We start from the raw sequence: 15,358 nt of genomic DNA, 5'->3' as shown, positions 1-15,358 counted from the left end.
GCCATTGGGCGCAAAAATATGAAAATCCAAAAAGTTGCAGAGATTCAGCCATGACAGAAAATCAAGTGACCATTAATGGAAACCGGTTTTCCTTTGAAACCGGGGAAACGATTTTGGATGTGGCCAGGAAAAACAGCATTGATATCCCCACACTGTGCCATCTTAAGGGCGCCACGCCTACCGGGGCGTGCCGGATCTGCGTGGTGGAAGTGGAAAACGCCCGCAATCTGCTGCCGGCATGCAGCACCCCGGCACAGGCCGGCATGGTGATCCACTCCGAGTCGCCCGATGTGGTGAAATCGCGCAAGAAAACCATCGAGCTGCTGCTGGCCTCCGGCAACCACAACTGCGCCGTGCGCAATGTGGACGCATCCGGCAGTTTCGCCGACTTTCAGCTCCAGGTGCAGGACTATGATCACAGCAACCGGCTTTGCCCTGTCTGGGGTGACTGTCAGCTTCAGGACCTTGCCTACAGGTACCAGGTTTCCGGGGATGCTTTTTCCGCCACGCAAACCCCGTATCCCATGGAAACCGTCAACCCGTTTATCGTGCGCGACTTTTCCCGCTGCATCCTGTGCGGCCGCTGCGTGCAGGCCTGCAACGAAGTCCAGGTCAACCGCGCCATCAGCTTTGGATACCGCGGCAAGGACGGCAAAATCGTGGCCGCCGGCGATCGGCCCCTGAAGGACTCGGACTGCGTTTTTTGCGGGGAATGCGTCCAGGCATGCCCGGTCGGCGCTTTGGTGGAAAAGGAGGCCAGGTACCGGTGGCGGCCCTGGGAGGCGGAAAAAGTGCGCACCACCTGCAGCTACTGCGGTGTGGGCTGCCAGATGGATTTGCATGTCAAGGACAATACCGTGCTCAAGGTCACCGGTGCAGCGGACGTAGCGCCCAATTACGGCAGCCTGTGCGTCAAGGGCCGGTTTGGATACAAGTTCATTGATTCTCCGGAGCGGATCACAAGCCCCCTGATCAAGGAAAACGGTGAGTTCCGTAAAGCCACCTGGGACGAGGCCCTGGACCTGGTGGCCCGGCGGTTCACCGAAACCCGGGACGCCCACGGGCCCGACAGCATCGGGGTGCTGACTTCGGCGCGGATCACAAACGAGGACAATTACATTGCCCAGAAATTTACCCGGGCCGTGCTGAAAACCAATAATATTGACCATTGCGCCCGTCTCTGACATAGCTCCACAGTGGCCGGTCTGGCCGCAGCATTCGGAAGCGGGGCAATGACAAACACCATCGCAGACGTCGAGCAAGCCGATGTCATTTTGATCACAGGTTCCAACACAACGGAAAACCATCCGGTGATATCCGCCTTTGTCAAGCGGGCCGCAGCCTTTAAGGGTGCGAAACTGCTTCTTGTGGATCCCCGCCGGATAAAGATTGCCGAGTTTGCCGACAAGTGGCTCCGGCCCAACCTGGGCACGGACGTGGCCTGGATCAACGGCCTGATCCACGTGATTATCAAGGAAGATCTCTATGACAGGGAATTTGTGGAAAACCGTACCCAGGGTTTTGAGGCCCTCAAAGAGGCGGTTGCCAAATTCACCCCTGAATATGTCTCTGAGATAACGGGCATTCCGCCCGGACAGATCATCGATGCCGCCCGCCTGTATGCCGGCGCGGAAAATGCGGCTATCCTTTACTGCATGGGCATTACCCAGCACATCTCGGGCACCGACAATGTCAAATCCCTGGCCAACCTGGCCATGATCACCGGGAATCTGGGCCGGCCCGGCACCGGGGTCAATCCCCTGCGGGGCCAGAACAATGTCCAGGGTGCCTGTGACATGGGCGGGCTGCCCAACGTGTTTTCCGCCTACCAGCCTGTGACAGTGGCCGACAATGTCTCAAAAATGGAAAAAGCCTGGGGGGTTTCCGGGATGTCAGACAAGGCCGGCCTGCCGGTGACGGAAATGATACCCAAAGCCCATTCCGGAGAGTTAAAGACCCTTTATATCATCGGCGAAAATCCGCTGGTATCGGATCCGGATCTCAACCACGCCGAGGCAAGTCTGGATCATCTGGATTTAATGGTAGTGCAGGACATCTTCATGACCGAAACCGCGCAGAAAGCCCACGTGGTGCTGCCGGCCACATGCTTTGCGGAAAAAGACGGCACGTTTTCCAACACCGAACGCCGGGTTCAGCGGGTGCGCAAGGCGGTCGACCCCCCGGAGGGGGCCCGGGAAGACTGGTGGATTATCACGGCTATATCCAAGCGTATGGGCTATGCCATGGATTATGAAAACGCCGGGGAAATTTTTGATGAAATCGCATCGGTGACCCCTTCCTATGCCGGTCTCAGTTATGCCCGCATCGAACATGAAGGGATTCACTGGCCGTGTCCCAGCCCTGATCATCCGGGAACGCCGATTCTCCACACCCAGTCCTTTCCCATCGGCAAGGGGGTTTTGCATGCCATTGACTATATCCCGCCGGCTGAGCAGGTGGACGAGGAATATCCCTTGTACCTGACCACCGGCCGGGTCCTGTACCAGTATCATACCGGCAGCATGACCCGGAAAACCGAGGGCTTAAACGAGCGGGCACCGGAGAGCTTTGTGGAAATATCGCCTGCGGATGCCGAGAAATACGGCCTGGAAGACGGGGACAAGATTCGCATTGCCTCCAGGCGCGGCGAGATCGTGGCAAAAATGACTGTATCGCCAAAGGCGGTGGATGGAACCGTGTTTATACCGTTCCATTATGCAGAGGCGGCAGCCAACCGGCTGACCAATTCCGCCCTGGATCCGGTATCTAAAATCCCGGAATACAAAGTCTGTGCGGTCAGGCTCTCCCGGGCGGCATGAAGTCACTAAGTTACCAGTTGCTCAGGATTTCCTGGCCCTGCCGCCGGGCCAGTTCATCCTGAAGCTCCTGGAACTGGGTGCCGATGGCCCGAAGGGTGTAGTTCATCACGGAATAGCCGATTTCCGGGTATTTTTCAAACATTTGCTCCAGATCCTGTTTTTTGAGCCGGATGAGCCGGCAGTGACGGGATGCGCAGTATCCGGACAGACGGTACTCAAAGGGCGGGACAAAGCAGTGCCATCCATAGGTCTGGGCCGAGGAAATAAAGGTCAAAGGCTCGCATACATCCTTTTGTCTGGACTGTTCTGACTCGCAGATCAGCTGAATTTCGCCGTCCAGCACGATCCAGAGGTTTTCGGCTGTTTCTCCGTGCTTGAAGATGGGATCGGATTTTCTGTATTCCACCACTTCGGCTGTATTTTGTATGGCTTCCAGCTGCTGGTCTGTTAAGCCTGTAAACATTTCCACCTGGTCCATGAAATCAAGACTGGTCATTATTTATCTCCCTTGGTCTGGGGTTTTTCGCTAAACAAGGCTGCCTGCGCAAGTCCTATGAATTGCTCAGGGGTGCGGCATCGGCTGTTGCCTGCAGGTGTTCAAACCGGGTGCCCACAACCTGGATCATGGCCCTTAGAACCCGGTATCCGGTTTCAGGATTGTCCTTTAAAAAGGCCAGCAATTGTTCACCGCTGATTTTTATCACTTCACAGGATTGAGATGAGCAGTAGGCAGACAGTTTGTATTTATAAGGCGGCAGCAGGCTGGACCACCCGATGATGCCGGTAGACGAAAGCGTGGAAATGGTCTGGATTTCTGTTGTTTCCCGGGCCGGCATTTCAAAGCGAAGATCCACCTGCCCGCCGGCAATGGCCCATAAGTGAGCGGCGGCTTCGCCTTCCGTAAACAGGCGCGAGCCTTTTTCAAATCTGGCAATGCTGCTGAAACCGGCAATTTTTTCCAGCTCTGCATCCTCTATGGCGGAAAACGCCTCGGTCTGCCGCAAAACGTTTTGAATCTGGTCTGCCATTTATTATGCCTCCTTGCTGGTCTGCGTGCTGTTGTCCGGCTCCGGGACTTCCACCGTATGTTCGGTTAACACCTCGTTGTTTAAAACATGGCGCTCAAATACCTGCCGGATCTTTTCGGCATTCATTTTCTGGTATACCACCGGGTTCTGTCCGGCCACCGCCACCGTAATGTTGGGTTCGGTCTCGCAGATCCCCAGGCAGTCAGAGGCCAGCACATGAATATCATGGCGCCCGCTTTTGCCGAGTTCTTCGATTACGGCGTTCATCACCTCTCTGGCGCCGGCGGAAATGCCGCAGTCTCCCATGTGAACCGTGACCCGGACATTGGGCTGTTGATGGCGCAGCGCGGTTTCATGCAGGGTCTTTTCCTTGATCCGTTGTAAATCCTCGATGGTAATCTTGCCCATTGGCTGTTTCTCCCGGTAATGTATGATGGTGCCGTAAAAAGTTCAATATCTGCGTTACGCGCAATTTCTCAGAATTTCACATACGGATAACTATGCTGCATTCTTCGAAATTACGCAAGCCTTGATCTTGAACTTTTTACGGCACCATCTGAAATCAGAGTTTTTACGGTGCCATCAATGTATGGTCTTTAAAACAAGGCACAGGCTTTTTGTGAAATTATTTTTTTCTTAATTCAATTAAAATAGATTAAAATCCCCGGGATGTCAAACAGATCAACGGTGTTGGTTATGCGTAAAAAAACGCCTCAACGCCCATCCAGGCAAGAAATCCGGCATACAGGACCAGCAGAAGGATGCATTCAAATTGGGTAAGGCGCAGCTGGGTGCGCAGCATGACAAACAGGGCAATGGTGGCCACGGCCAGAAGCCCCATGGCCGGGGCGGCCACGGAAAAGTCAATGATGCAGGTGCCGGCAATGAGCACACCGACGGGAATGGCGATTAGCAAGTCAAAGGTGTTGCTGCCCAAAACATTGGCCATGCTCACGACACCGTCTTTCCGGCGGGCTGCCTGGATGCTGACAAAGGCATCCGGAAGGCTTGTGGCAGCGGCAATTACGCTCAGCCCCCAGAAAAAATGCGGAGTGTTGAAAACATCTCCAAGGATGATCACCGATCGCACCAGTCCTTCCACGCCGATTCCGATAAAAGCCAGGCCCAGTACCAGGCGCAGCCAAAGTCTGCCCGCCCCGCCCTGGATCTTTTGGGCATGAAGGCCGTTTTCCCGCTGCTGTATCCGATATTCCATCGTGTCCTGGTGCTGGAGGAAAATGTAGAGCCCGTAAAATCCCACGGGCAGAAGGGCAAGGGGGCGGGTGATGCTTCCTTCCCACTGGCTGCCGGCCACCGGATAATAGATCAGGGCCAGGGCAAAGCTTAGCATGAGCACGGCCACACTGATCATGTAAAACAACGCTTCTTTGTAAATCATTTCCCGGTCTGCTTCCAGTCCCCTGCCCACAAGCCCGGAAATTCCGGGTATGACCAGGATGTTAAACACCGCCGATCCCACCACCGCAGCCACGCCAAGTTCAAACTTGCCGTGAACCAAAGTGGCAATCACAGTGCTGGAAAGCTCGGGGAAACTGGAGCCCACGGCCATGATAATCGATCCCTGGACCACGGCCGGCAGGTGGTAATGGGCGGCCAGACGGCCGGCGGCGTTTTCCAGCAGAAAACTGCCATGCCATACAGCCGCAGTTGCAGCAAGGATGACAAAAATGCAGACAATAACGATCATCAGAAGTGTTTTCCGTTCCCGGCAATATGTTTTTTATGCCGCCGGAACGCCTTTTCGAAATTGGTTCGGAACATCAGCTGTGCCATGCAGGCCCGGATTTCCTCCATTTTTAAGAACTATCCGGAAGGCGGCTTTCCGTTTCTATGCTCTGGTCATCTTCTGCGGCAATCAGGCCGTGGGACCGGGCCCTTTCATACCATTGCTTTCTGGCCCACTTGCGCATGTTGGGAATGGTGTCGGTTTCATCAATGATTTCCGTGCCCAGAAGGGTCTCCAGGATGTCTTCCATGGACACCAGCCCGGCAATACCGCCGTATTCATCCACGACCAGGGCAATATGCTCCCGCCGATCCAGAAGCTGTTCAAACAGGCGAAACAGGTTGACCGTTTCAGGTACGGCCAGCATGTCCCGCCCCAGCCCGGAAACCGTCCGGGTGGCATCCCCGGTGGCCAGGGCCAGCAGCAGATCGTCTTTTAAAATGTATCGGGCAATGGACTTGTTGTCCGGTTCATACAGGGGAATCCGGGAAACATGAATGCTGGGATAAACCTTGTAGACCTCGTCTATGCGCATGCTTTCGGGCAGGGAAAACATGACCTTGCGCGGGGTCATGATATCAGCGGCCCGGATGGAGCTCAGGCGCATCAGGTTTTTGAGAATCCGGGATTCCTTTTCCAGAAACAGGCCTTCTTCAAATCCCAGATCCGCCAGGGCCCGGATTTCATCCCGGGTCACCGGCGTGATTTTTTTCCCCCTGGAAAACAGGTAGGTAATCACCTGAGACATCTGCACCAGGGGGTATAGAACAATGATAAGGCTGCGGAGCAAAAGCACTGTGGGCCGGGTCAGGCTCCTCCAGAAAAGCGCGCCGATGGTCTTGGGAATGATTTCGGACAAAACCAGGATCAGAAATGTGAGCACCGCGGATGTAATCCCCACGTATTGGCTGCCGAACACCGCAACCGCCTGGGCGCCCACACCGGCGGCGCCTACTGTATGGGCGATGGTGTTTAAGCTCAAAATGGCGGCCAGGGGGCGGTCAATATCGGTTTTCAGTGTGCGCAGCAGTTTGCCGGTTTTGGGATGAACCTCCTCAAAGGCTGCGGTAAAGCTCGGGGTGATCGACAGCAGGACAGACTCCATGATGGAGCACAGAAATGAGACCCCCAGGGCGATAAACAGGTAAATGAACAGAAGCGTCATTGATTTTCAGTTTTTTCAAGGATAAACAAATGGACAAATCTGGGATCCAGGTCCGCTGGGGAAACATGGCCGTATTCTTCGGCAATCCGGGAAAACAGGTTTTCCAGGGCGGCCTCCATGCGATCAGATATGTCATGGTCGGAAATCCCGCTTTGGGCTGAAAGCCATTGGAGAAAATCGGATTTGGCCGAATGCCGAATCCGGGGTGTTTTTGTGCCTTGTTCCCACAATTGGCTGAAAAAGGGCAGAAACGCATTTGCCGGAATCGGCAGCGGTATCCTGGGCTGGCCCAGGCGGTCTTTTGCCCACAGGGTCAGCAGCAGGTTCTCATGCGTGATAAAATACCGCTTTGGCAGGTAATGGGTATTGATTTCCATGCACGAAAGCAGGTGGTCAAAGGCCGTGATTTCGTTTAAGGCGGCTTCGGCCGTCTCAATGTCTTGCATGGTTTCAAACTCCCGGTACATCCGGCCGGTTTGGTAATTGTCAAAAAACTTGGGCCGGGTCAGCAGAAGTCCGCCCACAAAACCCACGAGCCGCTCTCCCCAGAAACTCAGGGCCAGCCGACGATGTGCATACCAGGCATCGGCCTTCCATTTCCGGGCCCGGTTTCGCAGATCTACAGCCAGGGCGTAACCGGTTCGAAAGATGTCTGCCAGACTGTAGTTGCTTAAGACCTCTGCACTTTGTCCGGGTGCCGGCGGTTTTTGCGTCCCGGCCAGCCGGTGCAGGCCCAGGCCCAGGTATGCGGAAACCTTTTCCACCACGTGCCCAAGCTCTTCTCGTTGACGCACGGGCTGCTGGTCTGCTGCAATTACCTGATTGCACAGAGCGGCAAATTCCACCTGAAGCTCATAGACAAGCTGGCCTGATTTGATTTGCCAGAGCGCTGTTCCGAAAATCCCGCTGTCTGAGAGCATGGAACTGTGCTGAACAGGCACCGGCAGGTTAAAGTCCCCATCAGATGCCGTATCCGGTGTCCGTGCCGGGCGCTTGCGAACCGATTCCGGCCGCATGGGGGCATATACACCAACGGCTTCCTCAAACGGCAGAAATCCTTTTTCAGCCAGACGAACATTGCGAAACCGCAGGGCTTCTTCCTGGCTTTCTGCCTCCATGACGTTGACGCTGCGAAGCAGGGTGGCCTGGTAGGTCTGCAGGTCCTCGTCTGCAAGGTGGCGAAGAAGCTGGTGAATGAGCTGCTGGCGCTCTTCCCGGTCGTCTTCGTCTTCAATGGCGTTTAAAAATCCTTCCTGGATGCTGATGTAAAAAACCCCGTCATGCGTGAAAAAACCGTCCGGAAAATCGCCCGGGTCTTCGTTTTCCTCCGGGATTCGGATCTCAAGGGCCTCATGGAGATAGTATTCCAACAGGTCATATTTCTCTGACGCGGCCCACTGGTGAAACCGCGGGAGATCGGCCCGGGACAGCAGGCTCATCCAGTGGCCCAGGGCCTGGGGGTTGATCCGGTCCCGGTTCCAGATTTCCAGGTCCAGCAGGTATTCCCATTGCCGGTTGGAAGCCAGGGACAGCAGTTCCATGGCGTCTTCCGCCCCGATTTCATGGACCAGAAAATACATATCCTCTTCTGCCATGGAGTGAACCAGGGCAGTGGCCTGGGGGTGATCCAGGATTTCATCTAAGGCCTTTTCCGGTGGCTGCTTTAAAATGCGCTGTTTGTCTGCAGCCAGACGGGCCATGCGCTGCTGGTGGGCCGAGCGGATCTGTGTATCTTCGGGTTCTGAACTTGTCATTTTCAAAAATCAATTCTGTTTGCGGATAAATAAACTCAGGAGGCCTTACTTACCCGGGCACTGGACCCGAACCGCAGGATCAATATCTGCGTTTGAATAGGCCTGGTCAAAATAATCCGAAAATTCCCGGGCCAGTGCTTCGGCCCGCTGCTCAAAGGCGTTTTTGTCAGACCAGGTGTTTTCCGGATGCAGGATCTCCGCATTCACACCCGGGCAGGAGTCGGGCACGCTCAGGTGGAAGCGTTTGTTTTCCGTGTAAGACACATTGTCCAGTTGGCCTTCCATGGCCGCATCCAGCATGGCGCGCGTCTGGGTGATGTCAATGCGCGAACCGGTCCCATAGGGCCCGCCGCTCCAGCCGGTATTGACCAGAAACACCCGGGTCTTGTGCTGCTTCATTTTCCGGCCGAGCAGGTTGGCGTAATATGAAGGCTTGTTGGCCATAAACGGCTGGCCGAAAAACCTGGAAAACGTGGTTTGGGGTTCCTTGATGCCGGTTTCCGTTCCGGCCAGCTTGCTGGTGTATCCCATGAGAAACCAGAGCATGGTCTGCTCGGCATTGAGCCTGGAAATGGGGGGCAGCACCCCGTTGGCATCAGCGGTTAAAAAAATGATGGTGGACGGATGCCGGCCCGTGCCCTTGATCTTGACGTTGCTCAGATACCGCAGCGGATAGGACACCCGGCTGTTTTGGGTCAGGCGGGCGTCAAACTGGTCCACGGTCCCGTTGGGATAGGTCATGCAGTTTTCAATGATCACCCCGTTTTCCTCTATTTCCCGGTGGGAAAACACGGCTTTGTAGATTTCAGGTTCTTTTTCCGGCTCCAGGTCAATAAGCTTTGCATAACAGCCGTGCTCAAAATTGGCGATCCCGTTTTCATCCCATCCGTGCTCGTCATCGCCGATCAAAGACCGGTTTTTGTCCGCCGACAGGGTGGTTTTGCCGGTCCCGGAAAGGCCCAGAAACAAAGAGACGTTGCCCTGGTGGTCCTCATTGGCTGAGCAGTGCAGGGGCAGAATGTTTTCATGGGGCAGGTAATAGTTCATGGCTGTAAACATGAGCTTTTTGGCGCTGCCGCAGTAGGCTGATCCGTATACCAGTCCAAGCCGGTTTTTGAAATCCATGGCAATGATCATGTCCGATGTGGTGCCGTCTTCGCGTTTTCTGAGCCGGCCTTCATACCTGGAGGTGTCGATTTTGTCATAAGGGGCCACCAGCAGGGTAAAGGGCTTGTCTGCAAACAGGCTTTTATCGATTTTTGAAGGCACGGGCCGGAACATGTTCATGGTAAACAGACTGGTTAAGGCAAAATCCGTAACCGTCTGCACCGGCATGGCATACTGGGGATCCGCCCCGATGACCCGGTCGGTGACATAAACCCGGGGTTTTTTCCACAGCACGGTGAGCGCATCAATCCAGAGGCGGTGAAAGGTTTCCGGATCAATGGACAAATTGTTGGGAGAGGTCCAGTCAATATGCTCTTCCAGCTCCGGATAGCGCACGATCACTGTGTCTTTCGGAGAACGGCCCGTTGATTCCGGCGGGGTCCATGTGGACAGCGCTCCGCAGGGCAACACCAGCCCTTCCCGCTGGTCCACGGCATAACGGGTAATCTGGGCCCGTTTTAAATTGCGCAAAACCTCGGGATGGGTGGCGATCATCTGGTTTAAGGTTTCAATGGCCATGGAGTTACCTGCCCTGTTTAAGTGATTGTGGACTCATCCGCAGGCCCGCAGGTAAACTTTTCCGGCACCGGCATCTGCAGATCGATCCATTTGAGTATCTTGTCCATTTCCGCGCAAATTTCGGCAAGAGCCCGGCCCCTGTGGCTGACCCGGTTTTTCTCCGCAGCCGGAAGCCGGGCAAAGGATTTGTCCAAAGGCGGGTAATAAAATACCGGATCATAGCCAAATCCGTTTTGCCCGGCCGGCTCCCGGAGGATCTGCCCCTCGCAACGGCCTTCGTAGGTAAGGGCTGCACCCGTGGGCACGGCAATGGAGATCACGCAAACAAACGCCGCGCTCCGGTCCTGCTGGTTTTCCATCATTTCCAGCAATTTCCGGCATTTTTCCGCGTCCGTGGCATCAGCGCCGGCAAACCGGGCCGAGTGCACTCCCGGCTGCCCGCCCAGGGCATTGACGCACAGGCCTGAATCATCTGCCAGGGTTGGCAGTCCCAGCACCCGGGAGGCAAAGGAGGCCTTTTTATAGGCGTTGTCGTCAAAGGTTTCGCCATCTTCATCGATTTCCGGAATCGGGCCGAAATCGTCGAGATTTTTTACGGTCACCGGATATCCGGCCAGCAGTTCTCGTATTTCACGGGTTTTTCCCGAATTCCGGGTGGCTATCACCAGGGTGGTTCGTTCGTCCATATGCGCCTCAGATTTTGTAATAAAAAACTGTAAAACAGGATGATCCAGTCAGATTTCCAAATGTTCCGGCGGCTGGAAGTGTCAGGAAATAAACCTTTTTTATACTGGATCTGTTTTTGATTGTAAACCCCTTTGATAAAGCGACCGCCACCGGCCTTCACAAGTCAACGAAAAATGTTTTACACCGGGTTTTTCCATGTTATAGAACTTTCTACAATTTAACCCGGAACGTGAAAAAATCAAACCCAGTATAGTAAAGGAATACGGCTTATGCACAAGCTGCTGCAGGACAATGCCGGAGAAACGCTGATGCTTCTGGGCAACGAGGCCATCGCCCGGGGTGCAGTGGAAGCGGGGCTGGCCTTTGCCGCCACATACCCGGGAACGCCCTCCTCGGAAATTTCGGCCAATTTTTTCCAGATGGCAAAGCAAAGCGACCTGTATTTCGAATACAGCACCAATGAGAAAGTGGCCCTGGAAGTCACCGCAGCGGCTGCCAATTCAGGGGTCCGGAGCATGTGCATCATGAAGCATGTGGGCATGAACGTGGCAGCAGATGCCATGATGACCCTGGCCTACGTGGGGGTAAAGGCGGGCCTGGTGATTCTTTGCGCAGATGACCCCTACATGTTTTCCTCCCAGAACGAGCAGGACAACCGGTATTACGGCAAGCTCTCGGGTCTTCCCATCCTGGAGCCCTCCAGCGTGGATGAGGTCCGGCAGATCATGCCATATGCATTTGAATTGTCCGAAACCCTACAGGAGCCGGTGATCGTGCGCACCACCACCCGGATCAACCACTCCACCGGACCGGTGTTGCTCGGTGAGATCATCCCGCCCAAAACAAAGGGAAACTTTGTCAAGGATCCGTTTCATTTGGTGACCGTGCCGGCCGTGTCGCGCAACCTGCACGTGCGGCTGCTAAAGCGCCTGGATCAGGCAGAGGTCTTGTCCTGTGAGTCCAAATACAATTTTATCCATGGAAAGGGCCCCTGGGGAATTGTGGTCAACGGGGTGAGTTACAATTACGTGGCCGATGCGGTCAGGGACCTGGGCATTGAAGACCAAACCCGGATTTTCCGCGTGGGCTTTTCCCATCCCATGCCCGGTGAAAAGCTAAAGGCGTTTCTCCAGGGGTGTGAAAAAGTCCTTGTGGTGGAAGAAGGCGAGCCCTACATGGAAGAGACCATCCGCGCCCTGGCCCAGGAAGCGGGCCTGATCCTGCCCATCGGCGGTAAGGCCCCGCAACTGTTTTCCCGGCTTTTTGAATATGATCCGGCCATGGTGCGCGAAAAAATTGCCGCCTGGTTTGATGTGGCCCTGGAGCCGGCCGTGCCCCTGGATCTCTCCGACGTGCCGGAAATCCCTCAGCGGCCGCCCAACCTGTGTGCGGGCTGCTCGCACCGGGCCACCTTTTATGCGGTCAACAAGGCCACCGAAGGCATGGCCACGGTCAAGCCCAATGATATCGGCTGCTACACCCTGGGGTTTATGCCCCCGCTGTCAGCCGGCGATTTTCTCATTTGCATGGGCTCGTCTGTGGGCACGGGATGCGGGTTTTCCCAGGTTCTCGATGATAAGGTCATCTCCTATATCGGTGATTCCACGTTTTTCCACTCCGGTATTCCGGGTCTGATCAACGCGGTTTTCAACAACCATGATATGACCCTGGTAATTTTGGATAATCACACCACGGCCATGACCGGCCATCAGCCCCATCCGGGCGTGGACATGAGCAACCTGGGCCAGGAGGGTTACGGCCGGGTCTCCATTGAGTCACTGGTCAAGGGAATCGGCGTGCCCCATGTCAGCGTGATCCGTCCCTATAATGTCAAAAAAAGCGTGGCCGCCCTTAAAGAAGCCATTGCATTTGAGGGGGTCTCGGTTGTCATTGCCCAACAGGACTGCGTTTTGCAGGCCCGGAGCCTGAAGAAGGAAACCGGACGCCCCTTTCGGGTGGATCCGCAGAAATGCGCCAATCACCGCAATTGTATAAATGACCTGGCCTGCCCGGCCTTTTATATGGAAAACGACCGGGTCTGCATTGATGCGTCCATATGCACGGGTTGTTCGGTCTGCGCCCAGGTATGCCCGGAAAATGCCATTGTGCCCGTCAAGGAGAAAAAATAATGGATGTAACCCGACTGATCATCGTGGCCGTGGGCGGTCAGGGCAATTTGCTGGCTTCCCGCGTGCTTGGGGAAGCCGCCCGGCGCTCGCAGGTGCCCGTGCGCATGAGTGAAATCCACGGTATGGCCCAGCGCGGCGGGGTGGTGGAATCCGCCCTGGTTTTCGGAGATGCGCAAAGCCCTATTATTTCCGACGGTGAGGCCGATATCCTGGTGGGCTTTGAGCCGGCTGAATCCCTGCGCGCGCTGAAAAAATGCAACGCCGACACCACGGTGATCATCAACACAGCCGCCCTGCAGCCCTTTACCGCAGCCATTGGAAAAGGCGTTTATCCGGATCTCGATGATATCCAGCGCCTGATCGCTTCCAAGTGCGCCCGGCTGATTTCCCTGGATGCCGCCGCCCTGGCCCGGAAGGCCGGAAACGTGCTTTCGGTGAACATGGTGCTGCTCGGGGCGCTTAGCGCAACAAACCTGATTCCGCTAAACGAGCAGAGCCTCAAAGATGCCATCGGGGCGGTGACCCGGCAGGCGTTTGCAGAAACCAACCTGAAAGCCTTTGAATTGGGGCGCAAGGCAGCCACAGCCTGAAACCGGCCGGTTGTCTGATCCGTTTTTATACCGCCGGCAGGTCCGGGGCACAGAAGCGGGCGGCAATGTTTTGCTGCTCGTCTAATATTTCCCGGAGAATTTTCATGTCGGTCATGGGGTTCATGATCACCGCCCGCAGGACCACCAGGTTCTCACCGCATGCCGGATCTCCCTGTAGGGTGGTGCGCGAGACAAAACTGTATCCTGCCTCCCGCTGCAGCCGCTGCAGGTCCCGGTTGACCCGGTTGATCTCACTGTTGAGGCTGCACCTGCGGTCCTGGTTTTCGCGCTTGAGGGCTTGCTGGATTTTTTGCGGGCAGTACCGGTAGGTGAGAATGTTTAATACCGGGCGGGTGACCAGTTCAAAATCCGGCCGGCTTTTAATTTCGTCTGCAAATGCTGCAGCGGTTTGGATTCCGTGGTCAATGAGCAGGGCATAACCCTGGGATCCCATGATTTTTAAGGCTGAATCCAGAATCAGGCTGTTGGCCTCCCTGGAGCCGGAAAGCGACTTGATGCCCAGATCCACCGATCCCCGGCGGTTGACGTAATTGGCATGGTACTCAATAACATCGAGCAGTTCCGGATCTCTGAAATAAACCATCCCGCAGCTCATGGGCATGTAAAACTGCTTGTGCCCGTCAATGGTCACGGAATCGCTTTTTTCAATGCCGGCCAGCAGGTGCTTGTATTTTTCCGACAGCAGGGTGGGCCCACCCCAGGCGGCATCCACGTGAAAATGAATATTGTGGCGCCGGCACACGTCTGCCATGGGACCCAGGGGATCCACGGTGCCGGTCTCGGTTGCCCCGGCAATGCCCACGGCTGCAAGAATGCAGGTTTTGGGCGACTCGGAGCGGATGCGTGAAATGGTCTGCTCCAGGGCGTTGATGTCGATCCGGTGGTTTTTGTCCGTGTCCACGGGAATGACGTTGTTGTTGCCAATGCCCAGGATGCCGGCGGATTTTCTCAGGGAATAGTGCACCAGACGGGATGCCAGGATCACGCACCGGTCCACCCCGTAGGCCTGGTAGGCCGCAGCGATCCCTTGGTTTTCTATGCCGGAAAATTCGTTTTTGGCGGCAAACTTTGCGTTTCTGGCCACCCACAGGGCCGTGAGATTGGCCGTGGTGCCCCCTTCGGTAAACACCCCCAGGGTGGTTTCCGTGTTCTGCACGTGGGCCAGGTAGAAGTCTTCCTCAAAATCATAGATTAACCGGTGGATTTTTGCGATGACCTGTTTCTCAATCACCGAAACCACCTTGGAGGTCTCGAGCTTGACCACGTTCTGGTTTAATGCCGCCACAATGGTTTTTAAATGGACCATGAAAAACGGAATTGCCGAGGTCATGTGGCCCACGAAATAAGGCGATGCCACGTTGACCGCATGGGGTGCGGTCTCATTGATCAGGCAGGCAATGACATCGGCGAGTTTTTTTTCCGGTTCCTCGCTGATATCGGTGCGCATGTAGTTCTGTGAAAGCTCCCGCAGGCTTCTGGCCTCTGTGATGCCCACGTGGCGCTTTAAAAAATCGTGGAGCCCGAAAAGAATCCGCTCCATGTACTTGATCAAAGTGGCCCGGGAATCATCGTCTTCCGGGCGGATAAAGACCCTGGCCAGACGCTGCCAGTCAGCGACCAGGTCCTTTTTCGGAGGTGGTGGTGGGGCGTTTGCAGCCATTGAAGTTACAATGCTTTTGGTTTATGCTGTCATCCGACAGCCTGTTGTCCTGTTTGGAAAAATCTGGCAAAA

Annotated in this window: 12 protein-coding genes; 3 read left to right on the top strand and 9 right to left on the bottom strand. The window is 55.4% G+C overall.

All coding sequences use genetic code 11. From position 1 onward, the window contains the following. The first annotated feature begins 50 nt into the window (after positions 1-50). The gene (gene fdhF, locus HNR65_RS00930; protein WP_181549571.1) at positions 51-2,819 is read left to right on the top strand and encodes a formate dehydrogenase subunit alpha; all 2,769 of its coding nucleotides are present in this window, start codon (positions 51-53) and stop codon (positions 2,817-2,819) included. A 10-nt stretch (positions 2,820-2,829) separates the two neighbouring features. On the opposite strand, the gene HNR65_RS00925 is transcribed toward fdhF, so the two are convergent. The 8 genes from HNR65_RS00925 to HNR65_RS00890 form a co-directional block, all read right to left on the bottom strand. Further along, on the bottom strand, positions 2,830-3,315 hold the full coding sequence (locus HNR65_RS00925; RefSeq protein WP_181549570.1) for a Crp/Fnr family transcriptional regulator: 486 nt from the start codon (positions 3,313-3,315) through the stop codon (positions 2,830-2,832). A gap of 55 nt (positions 3,316-3,370) precedes the next feature. After that, a complete protein-coding gene (locus HNR65_RS00920) occupies positions 3,371-3,847 on the bottom strand; it encodes a Crp/Fnr family transcriptional regulator (RefSeq protein ID WP_181549569.1) in 477 nt (158 codons plus the stop codon). Between the two features lie 3 nt (positions 3,848-3,850). Continuing rightward, positions 3,851-4,255 carry a (2Fe-2S) ferredoxin domain-containing protein gene (locus tag HNR65_RS00915; RefSeq protein WP_181549568.1) on the bottom strand — a complete coding sequence of 135 codons (405 nt, stop codon included), beginning with the start codon at positions 4,253-4,255 and terminating at the stop codon, positions 3,851-3,853. A gap of 286 nt (positions 4,256-4,541) precedes the next feature. Further along, the gene (locus tag HNR65_RS00910) at positions 4,542-5,555 is read right to left on the bottom strand and encodes a sodium:calcium antiporter (RefSeq protein WP_181549567.1); all 1,014 of its coding nucleotides are present in this window, start codon (positions 5,553-5,555) and stop codon (positions 4,542-4,544) included. A gap of 109 nt (positions 5,556-5,664) precedes the next feature. Then, complete coding sequence (locus HNR65_RS00905; protein WP_181549566.1) at positions 5,665-6,759, bottom strand: CNNM domain-containing protein; 1,095 nt, start codon at positions 6,757-6,759, stop codon at positions 5,665-5,667. Beyond that, positions 6,756-8,513, bottom strand: a complete 1,758-nt coding sequence (locus HNR65_RS00900; protein ID WP_181549565.1) for a DUF6178 family protein — start codon at positions 8,511-8,513, stop codon at positions 6,756-6,758. Before HNR65_RS00900 ends, HNR65_RS00905 begins: the two co-directional genes overlap by 4 nt. A 45-nt stretch (positions 8,514-8,558) precedes the next feature. Further along, complete coding sequence (locus HNR65_RS00895) at positions 8,559-10,199, bottom strand: phosphoenolpyruvate carboxykinase (ATP) (protein ID WP_181549564.1); 1,641 nt, start codon at positions 10,197-10,199, stop codon at positions 8,559-8,561. A gap of 17 nt (positions 10,200-10,216) precedes the next feature. Then, positions 10,217-10,885 (bottom strand): XTP/dITP diphosphatase, encoded by a 669-nt coding sequence (locus HNR65_RS00890; protein ID WP_181549563.1) that lies wholly within the window; start codon positions 10,883-10,885, stop codon positions 10,217-10,219. Between the two features lie 270 nt (positions 10,886-11,155). Between HNR65_RS00890 and iorA the strand changes: the two genes are divergently transcribed. Both iorA and HNR65_RS00880 read left to right on the top strand, forming a co-directional pair. Next, positions 11,156-13,015: an indolepyruvate ferredoxin oxidoreductase subunit alpha gene (gene iorA / locus HNR65_RS00885; RefSeq protein ID WP_181549562.1), complete on the top strand. Its 1,860-nt coding sequence runs from the start codon at positions 11,156-11,158 to the stop codon at positions 13,013-13,015. Continuing rightward, positions 13,015-13,605, top strand: coding sequence for an indolepyruvate oxidoreductase subunit beta (locus HNR65_RS00880; RefSeq protein WP_181549561.1), 591 nt, complete (start codon positions 13,015-13,017; stop codon positions 13,603-13,605). Before iorA ends, HNR65_RS00880 begins: the two co-directional genes overlap by 1 nt. Positions 13,606-13,630: 25 nt before the next feature. Here the strand turns inward: HNR65_RS00880 and panP are convergent, their stop codons facing one another. Then, entirely contained in the window at positions 13,631-15,286 is a 1,656-nt protein-coding gene (panP, locus tag HNR65_RS00875) for a pyridoxal-dependent aspartate 1-decarboxylase PanP (protein ID WP_181549560.1), read from the bottom strand. Between the last annotated feature and the right edge of the window lie 72 nt (positions 15,287-15,358).

The sequence above is a fragment of the Desulfosalsimonas propionicica genome, assembly GCF_013761005.1.
GTDB classification, from domain to species: Bacteria; Desulfobacterota; Desulfobacteria; order Desulfobacterales; family Desulfosalsimonadaceae; genus Desulfosalsimonas; species Desulfosalsimonas propionicica.
This window is presented reverse-complemented; position numbering and strand designations above follow the sequence as displayed.

What these genes read in the sequence shown, in the direction of transcription:
- HNR65_RS00895 (WP_181549564.1), bottom strand. Translation starts at nt 10,199, where the DNA reads ATGGCCATTGAAACCTTAAACCAGATGATCGCCACCCATCCCGAGGTT.
- HNR65_RS00890 (WP_181549563.1), bottom strand. Translation starts at nt 10,885, where the DNA reads ATGGACGAACGAACCACCCTGGTGATAGCCACCCGGAATTCGGGAAAA.
- HNR65_RS00910 (WP_181549567.1), bottom strand. Translation starts at nt 5,555, where the DNA reads ATGATCGTTATTGTCTGCATTTTTGTCATCCTTGCTGCAACTGCGGCT.
- HNR65_RS00905 (WP_181549566.1), bottom strand. Translation starts at nt 6,759, where the DNA reads ATGACGCTTCTGTTCATTTACCTGTTTATCGCCCTGGGGGTCTCATTT.
- HNR65_RS00920 (WP_181549569.1), bottom strand. Translation starts at nt 3,847, where the DNA reads ATGGCAGACCAGATTCAAAACGTTTTGCGGCAGACCGAGGCGTTTTCC.
- HNR65_RS00925 (WP_181549570.1), bottom strand. Translation starts at nt 3,315, where the DNA reads ATGACCAGTCTTGATTTCATGGACCAGGTGGAAATGTTTACAGGCTTA.
- iorA (WP_181549562.1), top strand. Translation starts at nt 11,156, where the DNA reads ATGCACAAGCTGCTGCAGGACAATGCCGGAGAAACGCTGATGCTTCTG.
- panP (WP_181549560.1), bottom strand. Translation starts at nt 15,286, where the DNA reads ATGGCTGCAAACGCCCCACCACCACCTCCGAAAAAGGACCTGGTCGCT.
- HNR65_RS00915 (WP_181549568.1), bottom strand. Translation starts at nt 4,255, where the DNA reads ATGGGCAAGATTACCATCGAGGATTTACAACGGATCAAGGAAAAGACC.
- HNR65_RS00880 (WP_181549561.1), top strand. Translation starts at nt 13,015, where the DNA reads ATGGATGTAACCCGACTGATCATCGTGGCCGTGGGCGGTCAGGGCAAT.
- HNR65_RS00900 (WP_181549565.1), bottom strand. Translation starts at nt 8,513, where the DNA reads ATGACAAGTTCAGAACCCGAAGATACACAGATCCGCTCGGCCCACCAG.